Raw genomic sequence first — 24,365 nt, 5'->3', positions numbered from 1 at the left:
TTTTATTGTATTTTTTTGCAAATTAAAACTATTTTTTTGTTATTTTCATTAGTTGTAAAAAAACAATATTGATTCCCACCCTCTTTTATTTTCCATTTTTTTCGAATGTTTTCAACCGTTTCTGGAAAATTGCGTATTGTGATATTGGACCTAGTTCCTTCAAGCGTTTTTTTTATTTCGATCTTTTGATAGGGTATTGAATTCTCAATTTCGAATATTCGACCCGGAAATTCAATAAGGCTTGAATTCGTATATAAATGGGAATGTTTGTGGAGCTTGTTTAAATTAAAAAAATCTCCTACAGCATCGAATCCACCCGATTTCATTATGGCGCTGTTAGGTTCATACAAATATTTTTGGGGTAAACTATACTTTGGAATTTGAGAATAATCGTCCAAAACAAACTCATAAACATCTTTTTTTTCCTTTAAAATATTAATGGTTTTTATATTTATTTTTCCCAAATAATTTTTTTGTAATTCCCATAATAATTCTTTGACTTCGTTTTCAACTGCAACTATATGAATGAATTTGACGTTTTTTAATTCAGACAATCCAGCAGAAATATCAAGTAAAGGGGCTGTTTTTATTAGAATTGATTTAGAATATTCGAAATATAAATTTAAATGTTCGGGTACATTTGGTAAACAATCCTGGAGCATAAAAACTTTTCCTTTTGCATCATTCCTTCTAGATGGATCAATGTAAATCCAATCCCACTGTGCATTGAGGTTTGTTAATATTGATAAACTATCTCCTGAATAGCAATCGATGTTTGTTGCGTTTAGTTGTACGAAATTGTGTTTTACAATCTGGGAGAGTTCTGGATTAATTTCGCAGTGCATTACTGTTTTTAACTTTTTGGAAAAATAGTAATCATCAACCCCAAAACCTCCTGATAAGTCAATTAGACTTTCTCCAGAAATAATATGAGCTTTATAATTAGCTGCGATTTCAGATGAAGTTTGTTCAATTGATATTTTGCTTGGATAAATAATGTTTTTGGTGGCAAACCAATTGGGTAGTTTGATTTTAGCTTTGGTTTTAGCCTCAATTTGATTTAAGATAGAAATCCATTCAACGGCAGGGAAAGGGTTTTTTTGAAGCGCTAATTTTGAATTTTTTTTATCAACATTGGATGAAATGAATTCTTGAATTTCAGGATTTAAAATGGGCAATTTTAAAATCATATATTTTTAGTTAAAAGCTTTATGATTTTGTTTTCGGGGAAAAATTCTTTGCCCAAAACTTTTAAAATAGTGTGTAAAGGAACTGCAATTACCATCCCAATTATTCCAAAAAGGAAGCCTGCAATAAGTATGACTAAAAAAATTTCTAAAGGATGTGAGCTCACACTTTTTGAAAAAATAATGGGTTGTGAAAAATTATTATCAATAACTTGAACGAGCCAAAAACCAATTAAAACAAATAATGTAGTGGGCAAAATTTCTGTTTGAAAATCATTTCCTAAATTACTTAGCATTGTCAAAATTGCTGCTAGTACTGATGCTATAAGTGGTCCAATATAAGGAATGATATTTAAAACGGCACACAAAAAGGCTATGATAAACGCATTTTGAACACCAAAAATGATTAACACAATTAAATACAAAACAAAAACAATAAATAATTGTAAAATCAAACCTATTAAATAGCGAGAAAGTAAGTGGTTAATTTTTTCTAAAGAATTCAAAATTTGAATATTATAAGCATCAGGAATCAGTTTTCTAATAGCTTCGATGAATAATAATCGGTCTTTTAAAAAGAAAAAAGTTATAAAAAGTACAGAACCCAATCCCATTCCAAAACTGCCTACTATTCCAAGAATTGAATTTAAAAAATTTGGAATAAAATCGAAATTAATTTTAAAGTCTTTAAAAATAAGTTTAGAATCAATATTGTGACTTTCAAGAAAAATAGAAATTTGATTGATCAACTGACTGCTGCTCATTTCAATTTCGGCGGTATTTAAAAGTGATAAATTTTGCCCTTGCGACATAATCAATGGAATAAACATCATTATAAATCCAGCAACGATTAAGATATAAATTATTAATGTGGAGATAGTAGCTAATGTATTTTTGAATTTTAATCTTTTTTTTAAAAAATCGGTTATTGGGTTTCCTATTAATGTTAGAATTAATGCCACCAAAAGATAAATAATCACAGACTGAATTTGGAAAATGAAATACAATACTACAGCAGTTAATGCTAATACTCCAATTGCTTTTAAAATTCCAGTAGCTATAATTTTGGATGAAATCATATTAATTATTTTTGAGCATAAAGATAAAAAAAAACTCGTTCGCAAAAACGAACGAGTTCTAAATTCTAAAATTTTAATATTATAATCTAAATCCTGCTCTTACACCACCTGATACAAATAATGCAGACATTCTTGCTTTTTGACCTAGAGTAAACATAAACATTAAATTGTCGTTTGAATAGTCCATGTAGTTCATAGTCATTTCGTTATGAACTGGAAGACAAGTACTTTCAAAAGGATAAGATTCACCATAATTTGGACCTCTGTGAACCGGAGTATCAGAAACTAAATCATTACCGCATGAAGCATCACCCCAAATATGACGTAAGTTCATCCAGTGACCAACTTCATGAGAAGCTGTTCTTCCTAAATTATAGGGTGCGTTTGCATTTCCAGATAATCCAAAATATCTTGGATCCATTACAACACCATCAGTTGAAGCAGAACCACCAGGGAATTGTGCATACCCAAGAATTCCACCACCAATAGTACAAGACCAAAGATTAAGTGTATTTGCAGGACTAGTTGCATCAATACCTCCACGTTTTGCGCTTTTCATTACATCTCTTGTTCCCCAAGATGTTTTTGTTGTAGCTTTTCGTACAATTCCTACTAACTCAAAAGTAATATCAATTCCATTTACTAATGGTCCAGCTGCAACTCCTGAAAATTCAGCAGGAACACTACTGAAATCTGAATTTGTTGCAGTAAAATCTTTATTTAAAACTGTGATTTGTGATGCAATTTGTGCATCAGAAATATTTTCTGCTGCGGTTCTGTACAATACATTTACTATTACTGGAATTACTATTTTGCCACCTACTAATCTAAAATTAGGATTAGCCATTGCATCCGCTGTAAAAGTTTCAATTGTATTCATTTTTAATGCCAAAGTTGGATCAGCTTTTAATTGTTCTGCAAGAACATCTTGTGATGCACACGTTCGACGTGCATTTGTATTCATTGTGTCTTCTGATTGTGTTGCATCATTTTGACAAGAAAACAGCATTAATAGAGCCGTTGCTGATAAAAGAATTTTTTTCATAATTTTTTGTTATAATTATTTGGTTTTGGTTAAATCAAGTGCAATTATATAACAAAATATATTACCATCAAATTTTTAAACTAAAAAATCGATAAACTACAACGTTATAGTTATTAACACTTTGTTAAGAAATATTCAGAAAAAAAGATTAATTCATTTGGGTTTAGTTGTTAAACACACAATGTATAATATTAGCCCCCATTTTTAGTGCCTTTTCTCGAATGGCACTGGGGTCGTTATTTACTTCTTGATCTTCCCATCCATCACCTAAATCACATTCATATGTATACAACAGGACTAATTTATTTTCTACAAAAATCCCTAATGCTTGTGGTCTTTTACCGTCGTGTTCGTGAATTTTGGGCAATCCGTTAGAAAATAGATTGGGTTTTTGAAAAATTACATGTGTTGTTGGAATTTCGATTAAATCAATATTTGGGAAAATTTTTTTTATTTCTTTTCTCAAGTATTGATCCATTCCATAGTTATCATCAATGTGCAAGAATCCGCCAGAAATTAAATATTTTTTTAAATTTATAATATCCTCATCATTAAACACCACGTTACCATGACCAGTCATGTGAACAAAAGGGTAGGAGAGCAAATCCGGACTGCTAGGTTCTACAGTTGCTGGTTTTGATTTAATTTTGGTATCGATATTAGCATTGCAATACTTAATTAAATTAGGCAATGAAGTGGGATTTGCATACCAATCTCCACCGCCACTGTATTTTAATAATGCAATTTCTTGTGCATTAATCGAAAATATAGCTAGAGTAAAACACAACAAAAAATATTTTCTCATGACTTTTGATGAATTATTCATTTATAAAAACAACACTATGACAGGCCAAAATTGCTGCAGTTTCAGTTCGTAATCGAGTGTTTCCTAATGATACGGGAACATATTTATTTTCGACTGCCAAAGTAATTTCTTTATCCGAAAAATCACCTTCTGGACCAATGAGTAATGTAACGTTCGTATTGGGCTTCAAAACTGATTTCAAAGTATTTTTATCCGTTTCCTCACAGTGCGCAATCAGTTGTAAACCTTCATTTTTGAATTTTATAAACTCTTTAAAAGTGGTAGCTTCGTTTAACTTTGGAAGAAATAAAATATTGGATTGCTTCATGGCAGTCAATATTATTTTCTCAAATCGTTCCTTGTTGACTACTTTTCGTTCGGAACGATCACATATAATTGGCGTGATTTCGTGAATGCCAATTTCGGTAGCTTTTTCTAGAAACCATTCGTATCGATCATTCATTTTAGTTGGTGCAACCGCTAAATGCAAGTGAAATTTTGAAGGTTCCGCTTTTTCAAAAGAAAGTATTTTTACGGTGCATTTATTGTCTGAAGCTAGAGTAATTTCAGTTTTATATAATTCGCCTAAACCATTAGTTACAAATAATATATCGGTATCTTTTTTACGTAATACTTTAATTATATGTTTACTTTCTTCTTTATCAAAAGAAAAATTTTCGGTAGTATTGTTTATGTTTGGATTATAAAATAATTGCATAGTTTAAAATTGAATTCGTGCTTTAGAAACCACAGCCGAAGTTTCGAAATTTTGTAATAAAAATTTTTGATACCCTACAATTCCAATCATTGCAGCATTATCTGTGGTGTATTCAAATTTTGGAATAAAAGTGGTCCAACCGTATTTTTGTTCGGCTTGTTTGAGCGTATTGCGGATTCCGGAATTAGCCGAAACTCCTCCGCCAATGGCAACTTGTTTGATGCCGGTTTCTTTGACCGCCAATTTTAATTTGTCCATCAAAATTTCGATAATAGTATACTGAATTGAAGCACAAATATCGTTGAGATTTTCGTCAACGAAATTTGGGTTCTCAAGTTTTTTCTTTTGGATAAAATACAAAATAGCTGTTTTTAATCCTGAAAAACTAAAGTCTAATCCTGGAACTTTTGGTTTTGTAAAAGTATAGGCATTTGGGTTTCCAAGCTGGGCATATTTATCTACCAAAGGTCCACCAGGATAGGGAAGTCCTAGTATTTTAGCACTTTTATCAAAAGCTTCTCCAACAGCATCATCAGTTGTTTGACCAATAATTTCCATATCAAAAAAGTCGTTTACCTTCACTATTTGAGTGTGTCCACCAGAAATTGTCAAAGCAAGAAATGGAAAAGTGGGTTTGTCAAAGCCTTCCTCGTCAATGAAATGGGCCAAAATATGGGCTTGCATGTGGTTTACGGCTATCAAAGGTATTTGTAATGCCAAAGCCAAAGATTTGGCAAACGAACTTCCCACGAGCAACGAACCCATTAAACCTGGACCTTGAGTAAAGGCAATTGCTGAGAGTTGCTCTTTTTTAATATTTGCTTTACGCAAAGCAGCGTCAATTACTGGAACAATATTTTGTTGATGCGCACGTGAGGCAAGTTCGGGAACAACTCCACCATATTGATTGTGAATCAGTTGATTAGCTACAACATTTGACAACACTTTATCGTTATGTAAAACTGCTGCAGCGGTATCATCACAAGAACTTTCGATAGCAAGAATAAAAACCTCAGGATTTTGCATAAAAAGGCACAAATTTTGAATTATATTTGACAAACCGTAGATTAAATTTTCGGCGAAGCCAAAATTAAAGAATTTAATTTAAAGGCGACCTGTTTCTATAAGCAAAATGAAATTTTAGAAAATAAAAAAAAATAGTATCAAAAAATTTAAAAAAATAGTATCTCGTTCGCTTCTTGGACTCATTCTACTATTATTGGTACTTGGGATTACACTTTCCTTACCTTCGGTTCAAACAAAAATTGCACAGTATTTTGTAAAAAGTATTAATAAAGATTTTGGAATTAATATTGCAATTGATGAAGTTTCAGCATCAATTTTTGGCGGTGTCAAACTCAAAAAAGTATTAATATTAGATCATCATAAGGACACTTTAATTTATTCGGATATTATTAAGACTAATATTTTAGAAGGTAAAAAAATATTAGATGGTGATTTGATTTTTAGCGATATACGATTAGATGGTTTGTATTTTAATTTAAAAACTTACAAAAACGAAAAGGAATCGAATATTGATAAATTCATTGAAGCTTTTGAAACGGGAGAAAAACCATCAGGTAAACATTTTTTGTTAACGTCAACAAACGCTAAAATTATAAATGGTCGATTTGTTTTAATAGACGAAAACAGAGTAATTTCAAAAGATGTCGATTTTACGAAACTAAACGCCTCAATTAGTGATTTTAAATTATATGGTCCAGATGTAAATACAACAATTAACAGAATGTCTTTTCAGGATCATCGGGGTATTTTTGTTAAAAAATTAAGTTCAATATTTAGTTATACAAAAAAGCAGATTAAACTTGAAAACCTAGATTTAACAACAAAAGAGTCGCACATAATAGGAGATATAGCTTTGAATTATGATAGAGATAAAAAAGATTTTTCAAATTTTACTGATAAAGTTGTGTTTGATGTTTCGCTTGAACCTTCGAGTATTGCAAGTAATGACATTCGGTTTTTTTACAAAGAAATAGGTCAAAACCAAAAATTCTATGTAAATGCAACTCTAAAAGGAACATTAAATAATTTGAAAATTAATAACTTGAAACTTTTTGATTCTAAAAATTCTCAAATAATTGGAACTCTTAAACTTGAAAATCTTTTTCCAAAAAAAGAACAAAAGTTTTTTATGGATGCCAAGTTTAATAAACTTTCAACTTCATATAATAACTTAATATCATTGTTGCCAAATGTATTGGAAAAAAAACTTCCAATTCATTTAAAAAAGCTGGGTAATTTTAGTTTAAAAGGAACTACTCAAATTTCGCAAGCTACGATTAATGCAAAATTCAAAATGATTTCGGCGTTAGGATACACAGAATCAGATTTGAAAATTATAAACATGGATGTACCCGAAAAGGTAGCTTATAAAGGGAATGTAGTTCTGAATGATTTTGAAATCGGCACTTTGCTCGATGTAAAGGAACTAAAAAAAATAAGCCTAAATCTTGCTGTTGACGGAAAAGGGTTTTCTGAAAAATATTTAAACACAGCAATTAATGGAGTTGTGACCGAAGTTGATTTTAATAATTATACCTATAATAATATCGATATTGACGGTAATTTTAAAAACAAATTATATGGTGGAAAAATAGTAGTTAACGATCCAAATTTAAAAATGAATTTTGATGGGTTTGTTGATTTAAGCAAAAAAGAAGATTTTTATGATTTTCAAATAAAAGTTGAAAATTCAAATTTTTATAATTTAAAATTAACCCAAGATTTAATTTCTAAATTCAAAGGTGACGTTATTGCCCAAGTTTCAGGAAATTCTATAGACAACTTCTCTGGAAATGTATATGTTAAAAAAGCTTCGTATCAAAATGCAAAAGGAGTTTATGATTTTGACGATATGTCAATAAATTCAAGTTTTGATTCTAATAAAATTAGAACAATTACAGTCAATTCACCCGATATAATCGAGGGTGAAATTGTCGGGAAATTTCAGTTCAATCAATTAGAACATTTGATTTCAAATTCGTTGAGCAGTCTATATACAAACTACAAACCTACAAAAGTTAAAAGCGGGCAATTTTTAAAATTTGATTTTGCTGTTTATTCAAAAATTATTGAAGCATTTTACCCTGATATTTCAATAGGTTCCAATACATTTATAAAAGGAAATATAGATTCAGACAACCAAGCTTTTAAGCTCAATTTCAAATCTCCAAAAATTATTGCTTCTGAAACTACTTTTGATAACATTAGAATTAAAATTGACAATAAAAATCCATTGTATAATGCTTATATAGAATTAGATAGTATTAAAACAAAACATTATAAAGTTCGAGATTTTAGTTTAATAAATGTCACAAAAAAGGATACTTTATACTTTAGAACTGAGTTTAAAGGTGGTTCAAAGGGAGAGGATTATTTTAATTTAAACCTTTATCATACTATAAATGTAGCCAATAATAATGTATTAGGAATAAGCAAATCTGAAATTAAACTTAAAGATTATTTGTGGTATTTGAATGATAAAAACACTTCAAATAATCAAATTGTCTTTGACAAATCATTTAAGAATTTCAATTTTGATAATATTATTTTATCTCATGAAGACCAAGAAATATCTCTTGTAGGAAATATAAAAGGGAGTTCATACAAGGATTTAAAATTAGGATTTAAAAATGTCAATTTAAATAAAATCACGCCTTCTAATCCAAAGTTTATATTTAACGGAAATATAAATGGTGAAGTCAACTTTAAGCAAGATATTGCTATTTACCAACCTACAGCTTCGCTCAAAATTGATCACTTAAATGTTAATAACACCGCTTTAGGAAATTTAAATTTAGATATTGAGGGTGACCAAAATTTTGAAAAATTCACTATAAATTCAGTTTTAGAAAATGAAAATTTAGAATCCTTTAGTGCAAATGGTAATTTTAAAGTCTTGAATAAAGAAACCGTTTTAGATTTAAATCTAAAATTCGAAAAATTTAATTTAGCGCTACTAAGTCCCATTGGTGGTGATGTGATTTCAAATATTAGAGGAACAGTTTCCGGGAGTTCAACAATTGAAGGAAATATAACAAAGCCTATAATAAACGGACGATTGTATACCGAAAATGCGGGTTTAACCATACCTTATTTGAATGTAGATTTTCAATTAAGCGATAAATCTATAATTGATTTGGCTGACGAAAAGTTTCTGTTTCGTAATAATACATTGACTGATACTAAATTTGGAACCAAAGGAATTTTAAATGGTAAAATCGAGCATAATAATTTTGGAGATTGGAAATTAGATTTGGATATAAATTCAAAACGATTACTCATGCTGGATACAAAAGACCATGATGATGCCGCTTATTATGGAACAGCGTTTATCAATGGAAATGCCACGATAAAAGGTCCTGTAAATAGATTACTGATTAAAGTTAACGCAAAATCTGAAAAGGGAACTGCTATAAAAATCCCTATAAATGATGCCGAAAGTGTAAGTGAAAATAATTTTATCCATTTTTTGACCGCAAAAGAGAAATACAATTTAAAAAACGGAATCATTGAAAACCCTCGTAAATATAGTGGTCTAGAATTAGAATTTGACTTTGATATTACTCCAGACGCCGAAGTAGAAGTAATTTTAGATCGGAATTCTGGGCATGGAATGAAAGGTAAAGGAAATGGAATATTATTATTTAAAATAAATACACAAGGGAAATTTAATATGTGGGGCGATTTTCAAGCCTACGAAGGAACCTATAATTTTAGATATGGCGGCTTATTGGATAAAAAATTCACACTCAAAAAAGGAGGCTCAATTTCTTGGGAAGGAGATCCTATGAAAGCACAATTAAATTTAGAAGCAGTTTATAAGACCAAAGCCAACCCTGCTGTTTTATTAGAAAATTCCTCTTTCAATCAAAAGGTTGATGTTGATGTAATAATAGGCGTTCGAGGAGATTTGACAAGTCCCGAACCCGACTTTAAAATAGAATTTCCAACGGTTAGTAATGTTCTAAAATCTGAAATTCAATATAAATTAAATGATAAGGATGTAAGACAAACGCAAGCTTTATCGCTATTATCAACAGGAGGTTTTTTAAGTCCAGAGGGTGTGAGTCAGTCTGATCTTTCTAGAAGTTTGTTCGAAACTGCTTCAAATTTACTCGGTGGAATTTTTAAAACTAACAATGATAAATTTGATGTTAATATCAATATTATTTCTGCCGATAATAGACCAGGCAAAGAAGCAGATGGGAGGTTTGAAACTTCCTTTTCATCAAAAGTTAACGAACGAATTACGATTAACGGAAAAGTTGGTGTGCCGTTTGGAGGTGTAAATGAATCAGCAATTGTAGGCGATGTAGAAGTTCAATATAGAGTAAATGAAGACGGAACATTGAACTTACGATTATTTAATAGAGAAAACGAAATAAACTATATTGGAGAAGGAATAGGATATACACAAGGAATTGGAGTATCATACGAAGTCGATTTTGACACTTTCAAAGAATTAGTAAATAAAATATTCAAAAACCATAAATTAGATCGAGAAAAAAGAGCTAGTGAACTTGAGCAGGATTCAATTTTATTACCCGATACAACAAACTTACCTATTCCAAAAAAGAATAACGATAAACAACAAAAATCAATTATTGAAGGAATTATTCCAGAAAACGATTAATGTTTTGTTTTAATACTGTTTTAAAATTAGTATTTATTTTCACCTATTTTCTTTTCATTTTATTTTAAAATAGGATTAATAACTTCATTTTTCATCATTTCGCTACCAACTAATAATTATAAAACTTATTAACTAAAACGTTTGAATTTTAGTTGGTTTATTAAAATATTAAAAACTCCACTACAAAAGTGCATAATGTTTATTAATTTTACAGATTAATACATTAATAATGCCAAATACAATAAAAAAAATTGGCGTTCTAACATCAGGTGGTGATTCACCTGGTATGAATGCTGCAATAAGATCAGTAGTAAGAACATGTGCTTACCACAATATAGAGTGTGTTGGAATTTATAGAGGTTACCAAGGAATGATTGAAGGAGACTTCAAAGAAATGGGACCTCGAAGCGTAAATAATATCGTAAATAAAGGGGGAACTATATTAAAATCAGCTCGTTCTAAAGAATTTATGACTGTCGAAGGTCGTAAAAAAGCCTACGATAACTTAATAAAATCAAAAATTGACGCTTTAGTTTTAATAGGTGGTGATGGAACATTTACTGGGGCTGAGATTTTTAATAGTGAATTCAATTTTCCTGTAATGGGAATTCCCGGTACAATTGATAATGATATCTTTGGAACTAGCCACACTTTAGGATATGATACTGCATTAAATACAGTAATTGAATGTATCGATAAAATTCGTGATACTGCTAGTTCACATAACCGATTGTTTTTTGTAGAAGTTATGGGTCGTGATGCAGGTCATATTGCATTAAACACAGGTATTGGTGCTGGTGCCCAAGAAATACTAATTCCCGAAGAGGATTTAGGATTAGACAGATTGTTAGAATCACTCCGGAAAAGTAAATCAGCCGGAAAGTCTTCAAGTATTGTTGTAATTTCTGAAGGTGATAAAATGGGCAAAAATGTCTTTGAATTAAAAGACTATGTCGAAGAAAACCTTCCTGAATATGAAGTAAGAGTTTCAGTACTGGGTCACATGCAACGAGGTGGCGCACCATCTTGTTTTGATAGAGTTTTGGCTAGTAGATTAGGTGTGAAGGCAGTAGAATCATTATTAGAAGGAAAATCAAATTATATGGCAGGTATTTTTAATGATAAAATCACTCTTACACCATTAGATCAAGCCATAAAAGGAAGTAGCGAAATTGATCGCGAATTACTCAGAGTTTCAGATATAATGTCTACATAAATCAATTAAAAATTGAGAATTAAAAATTAAAAATATTTAAAAAAATGTCAAAAGTAAAATTAGGAATAAACGGTTTTGGAAGAATAGGAAGAATTGTGTTTAGAGAATCTTTTAATAGAGACAATGTAGAAGTCGTTGCGATCAACGATTTACTTGATGTTGATCATTTAGCTTACCTCTTAAAATACGATTCAGTTCATGGTCGTTTTGACGGAATTGTAGAAGTAAAAGAAGGTAAATTGTATGTAAACGGAAGAAATATCCGTATCACTGCAGAAAGAAACCCAGCTGACTTAAAATGGAACGAAGTTGATGTAGATGTAGTGGCCGAGTGTACAGGAATATTCACTACTATCGAAACTGCAAACGAGCATATTAAAGGTGGTGCAAAAAAAGTAATCATTTCTGCTCCTTCGGCGGATGCTCCAATGTTTGTAATGGGAGTAAATCACGAAACTGCAAAAGCCACAGATTTAGTTGTTTCTAACGCTTCTTGTACCACAAACTGTTTAGCTCCAATGGCTAAAGTAATTCACGATAATTTTGGAATTGTAGAAGCTTTGATGACAACTGTTCACGCAACAACTTCAACTCAAATGACCGCTGATGGTCCTTCCAGAAAAGACTGGAGAGGCGGACGTGCGGCAAGTATAAATATAATTCCATCCTCTACTGGTGCTGCAAAAGCGGTTGGAAAAGTTATTCCAGATTTGAATGGGAAATTAACAGGTATGGCTTTTCGTGTACCAACTGCTGACGTTTCTACAGTAGATTTAACTGTAAAAGTAGCTAAAGAAACTTCCTACGAAGAAATTATGGCTGTTTTGAAAAATGCTTCTGAAACAACTATGAAAGGTATTCTAGGATATACAGAAGATGCAGTTGTATCTCAAGATTTTATTTCGGACAAAAGAACATCAATTATTGATGCTACAGCAGGAATTGGGTTGAATTCCACTTTCTTCAAAATTGTATCTTGGTATGATAATGAATATGGATATTCAAGTAAACTAATTGATCTAGCGGTGCATATCGAAGGATTAAAATAATTTTTACAGTAAAGAAAATCCCATTGGTTTATATCAATGGGATTTTTTGACTAAAATAATTAACCTTTTTTAATTTTTAGCGATACTAAAAATTAGAATAAAAAACCAAAAAAAGATGAGATTATTAGTTGATAGTGGTTCTACAAAAGCGGATTGGATCGCAATAGATGAAGATGGAAAAGTATTGTTTACAACACAAACTCTAGGATTAAATCCTGAAATACTTGAGGGAGACGAAATAATCGAACGTTTAAATGATCGTTTTGATATCTCACAAAACAAAGACAAAGCGACACACCTTTACTTTTATGGTGCAGGTTGTGGAACTGATAATATGAAAATTTCTCTTTCAAGAATTTTTCAAGACTATTTTTCTAATGCAATTATTGTAGTTGAAGAGGATACGTATGCTGCGGTTTATGCAACAACCCCAAAAGGGGAGAAAGCAATAGTTGCAATATTAGGTACGGGTTCAAATTGCAGTTATTTTGACGGGAAAATTTTGCACCAAAAAGTGCAATCGCTGGGTTATATTGCCATGGACGATTGTAGTGGTAATGTTTTTGGGAAAGAATTAATCCGAAAATATTACTTCAATAAAATGCCAAAGGAATTAGCAGATGCATTCGAAAAAGAATATGATTTAGAACCGGATGCTATCAAACATCAATTGTACAAAGAAGCCAATCCAAATGCGTATTTAGCTACTTTTGCAAAGTTCTTAATTCAGCACAAAGAAACCGAATTTTGTAAAAAAATCATATTTAAAGGTATGAAATCATTTGTGAAAAATTACATCAAGCAATATGAAAATTGCAAAGAAGTACCAGTGCATTTTGTAGGTTCAATTGCTTTTTATTTAAAAGAAGAATTGCAAGTTACTTTTGATAAATATGGATTACAATTAGGAAATGTTTTAAGAAGACCAATCGACGGATTAATTGCGTATCATATCCTAAATAAATAAATAAATTTTAGTTTATTTTTCAAACATTCTAAATAGTCAAAAACCCTAATTGTTTACTTTTAAAAGCAAACAATTGGGGTTTTTCTTATTTAATAAATTACAGTATAGCAATCATAGAAATTTCGACATTTACATTTTTTGGCAAACATGCTACCTGAACCGTTTCACGTGCTGGAGCGGTTTTTTCGTTGAAATAAGAGCCGTAAATTGTGTTTATTTTTCCAAAATCATTCATGTCCATTATAAATATAGTTGTTTTGACCACATTTTCAAATGTCATTCCAGCAGCTTCGAGTACAGCCTTCATATTCACCATAACTTGTTTTGTTTCTGCTTCAATAGTATCAATTACAAGTTCCATAGTTACAGGATTTAATGCAATTTGACCAGAAGTATATAACGTATTTCCTTTGAGAACTGCTTGATTATAAGGACCAATTGGTGCTGGGGCTTTTTCTGTAAAAATTATTTTTTTCATACAATTGTATATTTAATCTCTATAATTAAGAGCTGGTTTTATAGTGCCAAGTAACGCTTTGTATTGATAATCTCCTTTTGATTTAATAAACTCTTCTTTTGCTTTTTTTATTAAATTTTCATCTCTAAATAAGTCAATTACAGTAAGTGTAATTGTTTTTGCAGCAACGATTAAACCTTTTATTCCAATATCAGTTCCACCAGAGGCAACTGCTTGCCAACTGTGTGCTGATGTTCCTGGAACCCATGTTGCTGTTCCTATTCCAACCGTTGGTACTGCATAACTTACATCGCCAACATCAGTACTTCCACCACCAGAATCAGCAGAATATTTATATGGTTTTATTTGTGAAGCAGTATCAATATTGGGAAATTTATATCCAAAACTACTTTGGATTTTATGCGCAAACTCTATTTCGGAAGCGGTATATTGAACACCACCAACTTTTTGAAGATTAGCATGCATTACTTCGGCAAGAGTAGTATTGATTAACAAATCATGTGTTCCCCCAATAATTTGAAAATCCATTTTTGTCTCTGTACCAAGTGCTGCACCTTGAGCTGCTTTCTCAATTCTATCAAAAATAGAAGTGGCCATTTCCCGTTTAGGATGACGAACATAGTAATACACTTCGGCAAAATCTGGGACAACATTTGGTGCTTTTCCACCATTTGTAATCACATAATGAATCCTAGTTTCTTGTGGCACATGCTCTCGCATCATATTTACCATATTATTCATGCTTTCTACAGCATCTAGTGCTGATCTACCATTTTCTGGTGATGCTGCTGCATGTGAAGCATTACCATAAAAACGAAATTTTGCCGATTTATTAGCTAATGCACTAGTTAAAGTAACGCTATTTTCGTTATCAGGATGCCAATGAATAGCAATGTCAACGCCATTAAATAAACCTTCACGAGTTAAAAAAACTTTGCCACTTCCGCCTTCTTCTGCTGGGCAACCGTAAACTTTTATGGTTCCTTTTAAATTTCCTGACGCTATAAGTTTTTTTATTTCAACCCCAGCAGCTACACTTGCAGTCCCAAATAAATGATGACCGCAACCATGACCGGAACTAATTCCATCAACTGGTTTTTTTTCGGGAACGGCTTGTTGAGATAAACCTGGCAGCGCATCATATTCTGCTAAAATAGCTATCACAGGACTTCCGCTTCCATAAGTTGCAATGAAAGCTGTAGGCATTCCTGCAACTCCGGTCTCTAATGAAAATCCATTATCTTTTAATGTCTTTTGGAGTAAAGCAGTACTTTTTACTTCTTTATAACCCAATTCAGCATTTGCCCATATTTGTAAAGCTATTTTTTTATTTGCTTCATAGTTAGATTCAATATCAGATATTGCCTGCAATTTTAATTGTTCGATAGGTAATAGGTTTTGGGCTTGGCTACTATTTAGCATCGAAATAAAAACCAAAAAGGGGAGAAGTTTGTTCATTTTAGATTAAAATTAAATTAATACTATTGTTTACCCGTTGGGTGTAATTAGTTTTTATATGGACTTATCGTGCTATAAAGCTACGTTTTTCCCATTTAATATCACTTAATACGCCAGATTTTATACCAATAAAAAAGCTCCAATTTGCTTGTTGACCAAACGGAGACCAATTAAAATCCATTCTCCAACTCAACAAATCTCTTTCAAACCGAAGCTGCGTAAAAGTAACTCCTTTTTGAACAAAATCATATCCTGTAGATACACCAGCTTTCCATTTTGGTGTTAGATCTGCATTTGCTGATACCATTAACGAATTTCCTATGATTTGTTTCTCTCTATTATTATTTCCATAAGTTAAAGAATAAGCAAAGGTCATGTCCCAAGGCAATTTTGAATTAAAAAATTCTGAAATCACATCTTTCTCTTCTTCATCATTTTCATCAAATTGACTTTTTCTTCGATCACTTAAATCCGTATTTGTACCAAATAAATCATCGTCACGTCCACCATTTCTTTGACCTTGATCGTCTTTGTCTTTATTTTTCTTTTCCGCTTTTTGACTTGAAATGGAATAATTCAAAGTCATATTTGCACTGGTCATTCTAAATAAACTCCCACCATTATCAATATTAAAAACATTAATTTGAGCACCACTATTATCAATTGCATACGGATTTAAAGTAGCTCCAAAATTAACATTCATTTTATTATCAAACAATTGTGTTCCACCACTCAATCTAACAGGTGACCATGCAAATGTAGTTTTTCCATCGGCATTGATATCGTAGCTTGTGGAGAGATTTAAATTATTAAGCAGCATTATTTTTTTTGGGTCAACCTTTGTGCTATCCTTATCGACAACTTTTGCTTCAAAAGTATTGCTCAAATCAAATCCAAGTATATTTGAATTACTATTTCCGGGCGCACCAAAAATTCCTCCCTCAAAACGAGAATATTCTTTTATCATTGTACCACTGGCATCAGCAGCATAAGTATCATAATATTTCTCAAAACTTGGCGTGTATCCATACGAAACCGATGGTCGCATGACATGACGTATCGATTGTATTTTTTTATCCTTTCCAAAATTGAATGTCCCGTAAATTGTTGTTCCTATACTCGAAGAAAACGAGTACGTTCTATAAGCATCAAATCCATTTATGGTTTTATCAATAACTTTGCTTTGGTCATTATCATAACTTCGATTGATTGTTTTAGTTTGCCAAACTTCCTTATAATTTGCGGATGCCGAAGCACTAAAATATTTAAAAACCTTGAAATTTGTACTCAAAGGAATGGTGTGTTCAATACCTAGTTTTGCATCTTTAAACATTTGTGGTTTAAAAAACAAAGAGTCGGTTGTAACAATATCGTTTCGACCGTTTAAGTTATATTGAAAATTTATATTCTTAAAAAAACCTTTTTTTAAACCGTCTTTCCCTACAAAAGGGTAAATCCTGTCGACACTTGCTTGAAGTGTGGGCAAAGTCATATTGATTTGTTCGGTTTGAGTATTTTGAGAATGGGTTGCTGTTAACGACATTCTGACTTGCGGTATAGTATTAAATGATTTAGAATACGAAATAGAGGAACTTAAAGTATTATTAAGATTTGAGCCCACATTTGCTTGATTGATGGATTGTCTAAAATATTTACTACTTCCAAGATTTACCGATGCAGAAAAACTAGAATTAGGGTTTGATTTGGAGTCTTTAGAGTGCGACCATTGAATATTATAGATGTTTTGCTTGGAATAATCAGGAAAACCTCTTTCGCTATTAATTAAATTTTCAAATCGTACATTTAAATTTCCTCTAAAACGGTACCTTTTGGCGTAAGCTGTTTCAAAACGCATGGCATAACTACCATTAGTGTAATAATCGCCTAAAACCGTTAAATCATAATGTTCGTTAAGTGCGAAATAATAACCTCCATTTTGTAACGAAAACCCTCGATTGTTTGAGTCATTATAACTTGGTAAAATTAATCCAGATATACTAGTTTCCTTACTCATTGGAAAAAAAGCAAAGGGCAAAGCAATAGGAGTTGGAACATTTGCTATTACCATATTTGTCAATCCGGTAACTACTTTTTTACCTGGAATAAACTTGACTTTGTTTGTTTGGAAATAATATTCAGGATTATCAACATCTTTAGAAGTGGTAAAACGTGCGCCTTTTAAGAAATAAACCGAATCATTTTCTTTTTTTGTCAGAGCTGCTTTTACTTTAAATTCGCCTTGGTCGGATCTTGAGTTCCAAATCAATGCTTTTTTTGTCTTGAAATTAAACCGAATCGAATCGGGTTCAACTACATTTTCACCTTGTTTAAAATTTGGATATTGGGTGTAAACTCCTGCAGAATCTTTAATTCTTCCAGCATACACTTCATTTTTATTATAATCTAAAACAATAATTCCGGACTTTAATTCTATATCTTGGTAGTATAATTCCGCTTTATTGTATAAGGTTGTCAGTCTTTTTTTCTGGTCTATTTTAGTATAATCCTCTGCTTTATATTTTACTTTTCCTTCCAGAAATTCTTTTTTAGGAATAATACTGTCTATTTTTAAAGTATCGGTTTCTTTTTTTTCGATAACAATTGGATTTGCTCTATTTCCAGTTGTTTTATTAGTGCTAACTTCTTGTTTATTAATAGGTATAGCTGTGGTTTTTTTAGGAATATCTTGAGAGTATAAATTACCAGTTCCTATTGTTAGGAAAATTGATAATAAAACGATATTAAATAAGTTTGTATACAAAGGTTTTAATGCTATTTTTGTAAAAATGTGGTTTGTTTTTTGCTGTGCCAAACTTACATATAATTTTTTGTCAAAAATAATCAATTAATAGATTTATAAGCGCAGTGTTTTAATTAAAATTAACTTTTATATTTATGTATTCAATAAATAAAATCAAACCAATATTCGCAACATTACTACTGATTTTTTCATTGTCCACTTTTGCACAAACTAATTATTTTGTTGTAACATTAGATGCTGGACATGGAGGTCATGATTTTGGAGCAGTTTATAGCGGACGAATTGAAAAAAATGTCGCTTTAGCTGTTGCCCTAAAAGTGGGTAAGCTTCTGGAAGAAAACCCTAAAATTGAAGTAATATTTACTCGTAAAACTGATGTTTTTATTGACTTAATCGAAAGAGCTAATATTGCAAACCGAGCTGATGCTAATATTTTTGTATCCATACATTGCAATGCAAATAAAAACACAGCAGCTGATGGAACCGAAACTTATGTTATGGGAATAAGTAAAAATGCTTCAAATCTTGAAACTGCAAAAAAGGAAAACTCGGTTATTACTCTCGAAAAAGATTATAAACAAAAATACGAAGGTTTTGATCCTAATAATCCCGAATCGATGATTGGGATGACTTTGATGCAAGAGGAATATCTGGATAATAGCATTTCATTAGCTGGCAAAATAGAAGAAGAATTCGCAGCTATTGGTAAAAAATTAAGACAAGGAGGTGTAAAACAAGAGCGGTTTATGGTACTTCACAAAGCTTATATGCCTAGAGTTTTAGTAGAAATGGGATTTATTTCTAATTCAACCGAAGGAGCACTTCTGGCATCAGAAGAAGGTCAAGATGAAATTGCAAGAGCAATATCAAATGCTATAATAAGTTACAAAAGAGAGTTTTTTGACGGAGGAACTTTCGATACTAATAAACCATCTCAACGAATTATTGAAAAACCTATAAAAGACACGTCAACTCCAGCAAAGCCAAAAATAATTATTGCAACTCCAGAAATAAAAAATACTGAAGACAGCTTGAATTCGAAAGGAATACTGTATAAAGTTCAACTTTCAGCAAGCACCAAAAAATTAGAATTGTCACCAAAAAATTTTAAAGGATTAGACGCTATAACCATCGCTAATAGCGGGAATCTTTATAAATATATGTACGGACAAACCTCAAATTATGAAGAAGCAAAAAAATTATTGCAAGAAGCCAAAAGCAAAGGATATTCATCAGCCTACTTAATTGCATTTAAACAAGGCAAAAGTATTTCTATTCAAGAAGCACTCAAAAATTAATAATACCAAGTATAAAAAGAATTTATAGTAAATTTGTCAAAACATTTATATTTTGAAAATAACTCGAGAAATTAAAACCGCTATTCTAGTAGTCTCCGCTATCTTACTGTTCATTTGGGGATACAGTTTTCTGAAAGGAAGAGATCTTTTTGTAGACTACAAAACTTTTTATGTAACCTATGATAATGTCGAAGGTTTAGCAACTTCAGCTTCGGTTACACTTAATGGTCTAGTAGTAGGTAAAGTTAATAGTATTACAATTGATCCAAATACGGGAAAATTATTAGTTGAAATGCAATTAAAAACTGATTTTCCAATTTCTAAAACTAGCATTGCATCAATATACGAACCTGGTTTTATTGGTGGGAAACAAATTGCCATTTATCCTAATTATGAGGACAAAACGCTCGCACTAGATGGAGATACATTACAAGGAACTGTCAAGTTAGGTCTGACTTCTTCCATAAGTGAGAAATTAGTTCCAATACAGGTTAAACTAGAGAAACTAATGACCAATGCTGATGTTTTAATATCTGGAATAAACAATGTTTTGGATAAAAAAACGCAAGAAGATTTAAAAATTAGCCTATCTGAATTAAGCAAAACGATGGCAGAATTTCACAAAGCTTCGGCAAGTGTCAATTCACTTTTAGAGGATAATAAAGTTCAAATAAATGGAGTTGTTTCTAATTTTAATAAGATATCAAGTGATTTTTCTAAAATATCCGACTCACTCAACAAAGCTAATCTAGCAAAAACGGCCAAAAATCTCGAAAAAACCCTCGCAACTGTTGATAAATTAATGACTGGAATTGAGTCAGGAAAAGGAACTATGGGCAAAATGATGAACGACGAAGCCTTGTATAATAATCTGTCAAAAACATCCAAAGAATTAGAATTGTTATTGCAAGACGTACGACTGTATCCAACTCGTTATGTAAATGTTTCCCTATTTGGAAAGAAAAACAAACCGTATGTTGCACCAGTAAAGGACACCATTTCAAAAAATAAAAACTAGCATTTTATGAGCTATTTAGATAATATATTATTTGGCATACTCTTGATTATAGGTTTTGGTTATTTTTATTCTAATATAAAAAAAATCACCCGAAACATAAATTTAGGCAAAGCAATCAATCGCAAGGACAATTCCAAATCCAGATGGAAAAACATGGCAATGATTGCACTTGGACAATCTAAAATGATTAAAAGACCTATTGCTGGAGTACTTCACATTATAGTTTATGTAGGCTTTGTTATTATCAATATTGAGTTATTAGAAATTATAATCGACGGTTTATTTGGTACTCATAGGATTTTTGCTTTTCTCGGAACTACGTATAATGTATTAATCGCGTCCTTCGAAATTTTAGCATTACTAGTTTTAATCGCGGTTTTTGCCTTTTGGACAAGAAGAAATATCATAAAGCTAAAACGTTTTACAAGCAAAGATTTAAACGGTTCTCCAAAAAAAGATGCCAATTATATTCTATATTTCGAAGTGGTTTTAATGACGTTGTTTTTATTCATGAATGCATCGGATTTGCATTTACAAAATGTTCCTGGCGGTTTTTCTCATTTTATAAAAGCAGGTTCATTTCCCGTAAGCCAGTTTATTGAACCCTTATTTAATGGCGTTTCAAATGAACTAGTCATGCTGATTTCTGAATTGGTTTGGTGGTTGCACATCACAGGGATTTTGATTTTTATGAACTATTTGTATTTTTCAAAACACTTGCACATACTATTGGCTTTTCCAAACACCTATTTTGCTGATTTAAATCCAAAAGGACAATTTGATAACTTAGCATCGGTTACAAACGAAGTAAAACTCATGATGGATCCAAACGCTGATCCTTATGCAGCAACTCCAGCTTCGGATGTGCCGAGTAAATTTGGCGCAAGCGACATTCAAGATTTAAATTGGGTACAATTATTAAATGCATACACCTGTACTGAATGTGGTCGTTGTACATCAGCTTGCCCAGCAAATCAAACCGGTAAAAAACTATCTCCTCGAAAAATCATGATGGACACAAGAGATAGGATAGAAGAAGTAGGCAAAAATATCGATGCTAATAAAGGGGTTTTTGTTCCAGATAACAAAGCTTTATTGAATGATTACATTACACCCGAAGAGCTTTGGGCTTGTACATCGTGCAATGCTTGTGTCGAAGAATGTCCCGTAAATATTAGCCCGATTTCAATTATAATGGATATGCGACGCTATCTGGTAATGGAACAAAGTGCTGCGCCAATGCCGATAAATGCTATGATGACCAATATCGAAAATAATGGTGCACCATGGCAATACAATCAGCAAGATCGATTGAATTGGAAAAACGAGTAGATTGATTTTGGCGTGACCCTTCGTGAAAAACTTCGGGTCGAGCTATACGTTCCCGCTTTTTTTTTTCGGCAAAAAAGCCTCACAAAAAAGAGCTCCACTACTATCTCTCACGCAGAGAAGTATAAATTATTAAATTAATAATACAAAACGGTTTCAGATTTCAGTTTTTCAAAACTTTTAACCCTTAAACCTTTAAATTTTTTTATATGTCAGAAGTTTTAATAGTGCCCACAATGGCCGAAATGCTAGCTCAAGGAAAACAACCCGAAGTCTTATTTTGGGTAGGTTGCGCAGGAAGTTTTGACGATAGAGCAAAAAAAATTACAAAAGCATTTGTACGAATTCTAAATCGTGCCCATGTTCCTTTTGCAGTTCTTGGCACCGAAGAAAGTTGCACAGGTGATCCAGCTAAACGAGCTGGAAACGAGTTTTTGTTTCAAATGCAAGCCATGATGAACATTGAAGTTCTAAATGCCTACGAAGCAAAAAAAATTGTAACCGCTTGTCCGCATTGTTTCAATACTTTAAAAAATGAATATCCAGAATTAGGTGGAAAATACGAAGTGGTGCATCACACTGAATTTCTAAAATCATTGTTAGACGATGGAAGATTAACCATCGAAGGCGGACAATTCAAAGGCAAGCGAATCACATTTCACGATCCGTGTTATCTTGGAAGAGCCAATAATGTGTATGAAGCACCAAGAGATTTAATCCAAAAACTCGATGCTGAATTAGTCGAAATGAAACGTTCTCGAGCTAACGGATTATGTTGTGGCGCTGGTGGAGCACAAATGTTCAAAGATGCAGAACCAGGAAATAAAGAAATCAATATCGAAAGAACCGAAGATGCACTCGAAACTACACCAGATATTATTGCTGCAGGTTGTCCTTTTTGCAATACCATGATGACGGACGGAATCAAAAATAAAGAAAAAGAAGGTGAAGTAAAAGTAATGGATATCGCTGAACTAATTGCCAATGCTCAGGATTTGTAAAATTTTGTCAGATGAAAAAAGTTCAAATTAAATATTTAATTTTATTATCATTAGTTTACTCGTATTCATTTGGTCAGCATATAAACGACAGTATTATTAACAACTCAAATTTAATAATTCACAATCAGTTGTCTTTTAAATACAAACAATTAATAATCCCAACGATTCTTATTGGTTACGGAGTTTGGGCTACTGATAATGACCAATTAGAGTTTTTTAATCTTGAAATTAAAGAAGAAGTTTCAGAGCATATTGATGATAGAATTACAATGGATGATTTTACGCAATACGCACCGTTGGTAACAGTTTTCGCTTTAGATTTTGGAGGCATAAAAGGAAAAAATAATTTAAAAGATAAATCAATAATTGCTACAACTTCAGCATTAATAATGGGAACAACAGTTGCTGTAATAAAAAAAGTTTCCCATGTACAAAGACCAGACGAAACCGGTGTTAATTCATTTCCTTCCGGTCACACAGCAACAGCATTTATGGGTGCTGAACTTTTATTTCAAGAATATAAAGAGGTTTCGCTTTGGTATGGAATTTCAGGATATATTGTTGCCAGCGCAACAGGAATTTTTAGAATGCTTAACAATAGACATTGGTTATCGGATATAGTGACTGGTGCTGGAATTGGAATTTTGAGTGCTAAAGCTGGCTATTGGTTGTATCCAGCAATAAATAAACTATTTACAAATAATAAATCTACTACAAAGAAAACGGTATTCGTTCCTTATTATGATGGAAAAACTACAGGTTTTGGGTTAGTATCAATTTTTTAATAAAAAAAATATTATGTTAGTTCCTTTTGAAAATTTACCCGAAGAATCTAAAATCTGGATTTATCAATCGAATCGAAAATTTTCGGATGATGAATTCTCAGAAATCGAAACTGCTCTACAATCGTTTCTCGAAAGTTGGGCAGCTCATGGAACTAGTTTAGAATCATCTTATTTATTAAAATACAATAGGTTTATAATACTTGCGGTAAACCAAGATGTTCAAGCTGCAACGGGTTGTTCTATTGATGCATCGGTATTATTTATTCAAGGTTTGGAACAAAAATACAGTGTAGATCTTTTGGACAAAATGAACGTAACTTTCAAGAACGGAGAGCACATTGCTCACAAAAGTTTAATTGATTTCAAAAAAATGGCAAAAGAAAAAGCCGTTACAGAAAACACCATCGTTTTTAATAATCTAGTGAATACTATCGAAGAGTTTAATGAATCATGGGAAGTTCCAGCCTTGGACAGCTGGCACAGTAGGTTCTTTTGAATAAAATGAAAACTTA

19 protein-coding genes are annotated in these 24,365 nt (G+C 31.8%); 10 read left to right on the top strand and 9 right to left on the bottom strand.

What is annotated here, in order from left to right:
- Nucleotides 1-2: 2 nt before the first annotated feature.
- The 6 genes from RMO53_RS12595 to tsaD all read right to left on the bottom strand — a co-directional run bounded on the left by RMO53_RS12595 (nucleotide 3) and on the right by tsaD (nucleotide 5,860).
- Nucleotides 3-1,190, bottom strand: coding sequence for a THUMP-like domain-containing protein (locus tag RMO53_RS12595; RefSeq protein ID WP_310381367.1), 1,188 nt, complete (start codon nucleotides 1,188-1,190; stop codon nucleotides 3-5).
- Nucleotides 1,187-2,266, bottom strand: a complete 1,080-nt coding sequence (locus RMO53_RS12590) for an AI-2E family transporter (protein ID WP_310381364.1) — start codon at nucleotides 2,264-2,266, stop codon at nucleotides 1,187-1,189. The genes RMO53_RS12595 and RMO53_RS12590 overlap by 4 nt, the downstream gene beginning before the upstream one ends.
- Before the next feature lie 79 nt (nucleotides 2,267-2,345).
- Nucleotides 2,346-3,311 (bottom strand): zinc metalloprotease, encoded by a 966-nt coding sequence (locus tag RMO53_RS12585; protein WP_310381362.1) that lies wholly within the window; start codon nucleotides 3,309-3,311, stop codon nucleotides 2,346-2,348.
- Between the two features lie 163 nt (nucleotides 3,312-3,474).
- Nucleotides 3,475-4,116 carry a DUF4159 domain-containing protein gene (locus RMO53_RS12580; protein WP_310381359.1) on the bottom strand — a complete coding sequence of 214 codons (642 nt, stop codon included), beginning with the start codon at nucleotides 4,114-4,116 and terminating at the stop codon, nucleotides 3,475-3,477.
- A 13-nt stretch (nucleotides 4,117-4,129) separates the two neighbouring features.
- Complete coding sequence (locus tag RMO53_RS12575; RefSeq protein WP_310381356.1) at nucleotides 4,130-4,834, bottom strand: 16S rRNA (uracil(1498)-N(3))-methyltransferase; 705 nt, start codon at nucleotides 4,832-4,834, stop codon at nucleotides 4,130-4,132.
- 3 nt (nucleotides 4,835-4,837) lie between these two features.
- Complete coding sequence (gene tsaD / locus RMO53_RS12570; protein WP_310381353.1) at nucleotides 4,838-5,860, bottom strand: tRNA (adenosine(37)-N6)-threonylcarbamoyltransferase complex transferase subunit TsaD; 1,023 nt, start codon at nucleotides 5,858-5,860, stop codon at nucleotides 4,838-4,840.
- A 193-nt stretch (nucleotides 5,861-6,053) separates the two neighbouring features.
- On the opposite strand from tsaD, the gene RMO53_RS12565 reads away from it, so the two are divergent.
- The 4 genes from RMO53_RS12565 to RMO53_RS12550 all read left to right on the top strand — a co-directional run bounded on the left by RMO53_RS12565 (nucleotide 6,054) and on the right by RMO53_RS12550 (nucleotide 13,725).
- The gene (locus tag RMO53_RS12565) at nucleotides 6,054-10,493 is read left to right on the top strand and encodes a translocation/assembly module TamB domain-containing protein (RefSeq protein ID WP_310381350.1); all 4,440 of its coding nucleotides are present in this window, start codon (nucleotides 6,054-6,056) and stop codon (nucleotides 10,491-10,493) included.
- A 229-nt stretch (nucleotides 10,494-10,722) separates the two neighbouring features.
- On the top strand, nucleotides 10,723-11,709 hold the full coding sequence (gene pfkA / locus RMO53_RS12560; protein WP_310381347.1) for a 6-phosphofructokinase: 987 nt from the start codon (nucleotides 10,723-10,725) through the stop codon (nucleotides 11,707-11,709).
- 44 nt (nucleotides 11,710-11,753) lie between these two features.
- The gene (gene gap, locus RMO53_RS12555) at nucleotides 11,754-12,758 is read left to right on the top strand and encodes a type I glyceraldehyde-3-phosphate dehydrogenase (protein ID WP_310381345.1); all 1,005 of its coding nucleotides are present in this window, start codon (nucleotides 11,754-11,756) and stop codon (nucleotides 12,756-12,758) included.
- A gap of 115 nt (nucleotides 12,759-12,873) precedes the next feature.
- A complete protein-coding gene (locus tag RMO53_RS12550; RefSeq protein ID WP_310381342.1) occupies nucleotides 12,874-13,725 on the top strand; it encodes an N-acetylglucosamine kinase in 852 nt (283 codons plus the stop codon).
- Nucleotides 13,726-13,822: 97 nt separating this feature from the next.
- Here the strand turns inward: RMO53_RS12550 and RMO53_RS12545 are convergent, their stop codons facing one another.
- From RMO53_RS12545 to RMO53_RS12535, 3 genes are all read right to left on the bottom strand, one after another.
- A complete protein-coding gene (locus RMO53_RS12545) occupies nucleotides 13,823-14,203 on the bottom strand; it encodes a RidA family protein (RefSeq protein WP_310381340.1) in 381 nt (126 codons plus the stop codon).
- A 12-nt stretch (nucleotides 14,204-14,215) separates the two neighbouring features.
- Nucleotides 14,216-15,661 carry an amidohydrolase gene (locus RMO53_RS12540; protein WP_310381337.1) on the bottom strand — a complete coding sequence of 482 codons (1,446 nt, stop codon included), beginning with the start codon at nucleotides 15,659-15,661 and terminating at the stop codon, nucleotides 14,216-14,218.
- Nucleotides 15,662-15,725: 64 nt separating this feature from the next.
- Complete coding sequence (locus RMO53_RS12535; RefSeq protein ID WP_310381334.1) at nucleotides 15,726-18,473, bottom strand: putative LPS assembly protein LptD; 2,748 nt, start codon at nucleotides 18,471-18,473, stop codon at nucleotides 15,726-15,728.
- An 83-nt stretch (nucleotides 18,474-18,556) separates the two neighbouring features.
- Between RMO53_RS12535 and RMO53_RS12530 the strand changes: the two genes are divergently transcribed.
- From RMO53_RS12530 to RMO53_RS12505, 6 genes are all read left to right on the top strand, one after another.
- A complete protein-coding gene (locus RMO53_RS12530; RefSeq protein ID WP_310381332.1) occupies nucleotides 18,557-19,720 on the top strand; it encodes an N-acetylmuramoyl-L-alanine amidase in 1,164 nt (387 codons plus the stop codon).
- Between the two features lie 52 nt (nucleotides 19,721-19,772).
- On the top strand, nucleotides 19,773-20,738 hold the full coding sequence (locus tag RMO53_RS12525) for an MlaD family protein (RefSeq protein WP_310381329.1): 966 nt from the start codon (nucleotides 19,773-19,775) through the stop codon (nucleotides 20,736-20,738).
- A gap of 6 nt (nucleotides 20,739-20,744) precedes the next feature.
- A complete protein-coding gene (locus tag RMO53_RS12520; RefSeq protein ID WP_310381327.1) occupies nucleotides 20,745-22,070 on the top strand; it encodes a (Fe-S)-binding protein in 1,326 nt (441 codons plus the stop codon).
- Between the two features lie 206 nt (nucleotides 22,071-22,276).
- Nucleotides 22,277-23,068 carry a (Fe-S)-binding protein gene (locus RMO53_RS12515; protein ID WP_310381325.1) on the top strand — a complete coding sequence of 264 codons (792 nt, stop codon included), beginning with the start codon at nucleotides 22,277-22,279 and terminating at the stop codon, nucleotides 23,066-23,068.
- Between the two features lie 11 nt (nucleotides 23,069-23,079).
- Nucleotides 23,080-23,853 (top strand): phosphatase PAP2 family protein, encoded by a 774-nt coding sequence (locus RMO53_RS12510; protein ID WP_310381323.1) that lies wholly within the window; start codon nucleotides 23,080-23,082, stop codon nucleotides 23,851-23,853.
- Between the two features lie 13 nt (nucleotides 23,854-23,866).
- Complete coding sequence (locus tag RMO53_RS12505) at nucleotides 23,867-24,349, top strand: ABC transporter ATPase (RefSeq protein WP_310381320.1); 483 nt, start codon at nucleotides 23,867-23,869, stop codon at nucleotides 24,347-24,349.
- Nucleotides 24,350-24,365 lie beyond the last annotated feature (16 nt).

This window comes from Flavobacterium sp., from assembly GCF_031409475.1.
Taxonomy (GTDB): Bacteria; Bacteroidota; Bacteroidia; order Flavobacteriales; family Flavobacteriaceae; genus Flavobacterium.
Note: the sequence above shows the minus strand (reverse complement) of the source record. Positions and strands in the feature narration are given on the sequence as shown.

Coding starts and splice junctions, on each gene's coding strand:
- RMO53_RS12595 (WP_310381367.1), bottom strand. CDS start 1,190: ATGATTTTAAAATTGCCCATTTTAAATCCTGAAATTCAAGAATTCATT.
- RMO53_RS12590 (WP_310381364.1), bottom strand. CDS start 2,266: ATGATTTCATCCAAAATTATAGCTACTGGAATTTTAAAAGCAATTGGA.
- RMO53_RS12585 (WP_310381362.1), bottom strand. CDS start 3,311: ATGAAAAAAATTCTTTTATCAGCAACGGCTCTATTAATGCTGTTTTCT.
- RMO53_RS12580 (WP_310381359.1), bottom strand. CDS start 4,116: ATGAGAAAATATTTTTTGTTGTGTTTTACTCTAGCTATATTTTCGATT.
- RMO53_RS12575 (WP_310381356.1), bottom strand. CDS start 4,834: ATGCAATTATTTTATAATCCAAACATAAACAATACTACCGAAAATTTT.
- tsaD (WP_310381353.1), bottom strand. CDS start 5,860: ATGCAAAATCCTGAGGTTTTTATTCTTGCTATCGAAAGTTCTTGTGAT.
- pfkA (WP_310381347.1), top strand. CDS start 10,723: ATGCCAAATACAATAAAAAAAATTGGCGTTCTAACATCAGGTGGTGAT.
- gap (WP_310381345.1), top strand. CDS start 11,754: ATGTCAAAAGTAAAATTAGGAATAAACGGTTTTGGAAGAATAGGAAGA.
- RMO53_RS12550 (WP_310381342.1), top strand. CDS start 12,874: ATGAGATTATTAGTTGATAGTGGTTCTACAAAAGCGGATTGGATCGCA.
- RMO53_RS12545 (WP_310381340.1), bottom strand. CDS start 14,203: ATGAAAAAAATAATTTTTACAGAAAAAGCCCCAGCACCAATTGGTCCT.
- RMO53_RS12540 (WP_310381337.1), bottom strand. CDS start 15,661: ATGAACAAACTTCTCCCCTTTTTGGTTTTTATTTCGATGCTAAATAGT.
- RMO53_RS12530 (WP_310381332.1), top strand. CDS start 18,557: ATGTATTCAATAAATAAAATCAAACCAATATTCGCAACATTACTACTG.
- RMO53_RS12520 (WP_310381327.1), top strand. CDS start 20,745: ATGAGCTATTTAGATAATATATTATTTGGCATACTCTTGATTATAGGT.
- RMO53_RS12515 (WP_310381325.1), top strand. CDS start 22,277: ATGTCAGAAGTTTTAATAGTGCCCACAATGGCCGAAATGCTAGCTCAA.
- RMO53_RS12510 (WP_310381323.1), top strand. CDS start 23,080: ATGAAAAAAGTTCAAATTAAATATTTAATTTTATTATCATTAGTTTAC.
- RMO53_RS12505 (WP_310381320.1), top strand. CDS start 23,867: ATGTTAGTTCCTTTTGAAAATTTACCCGAAGAATCTAAAATCTGGATT.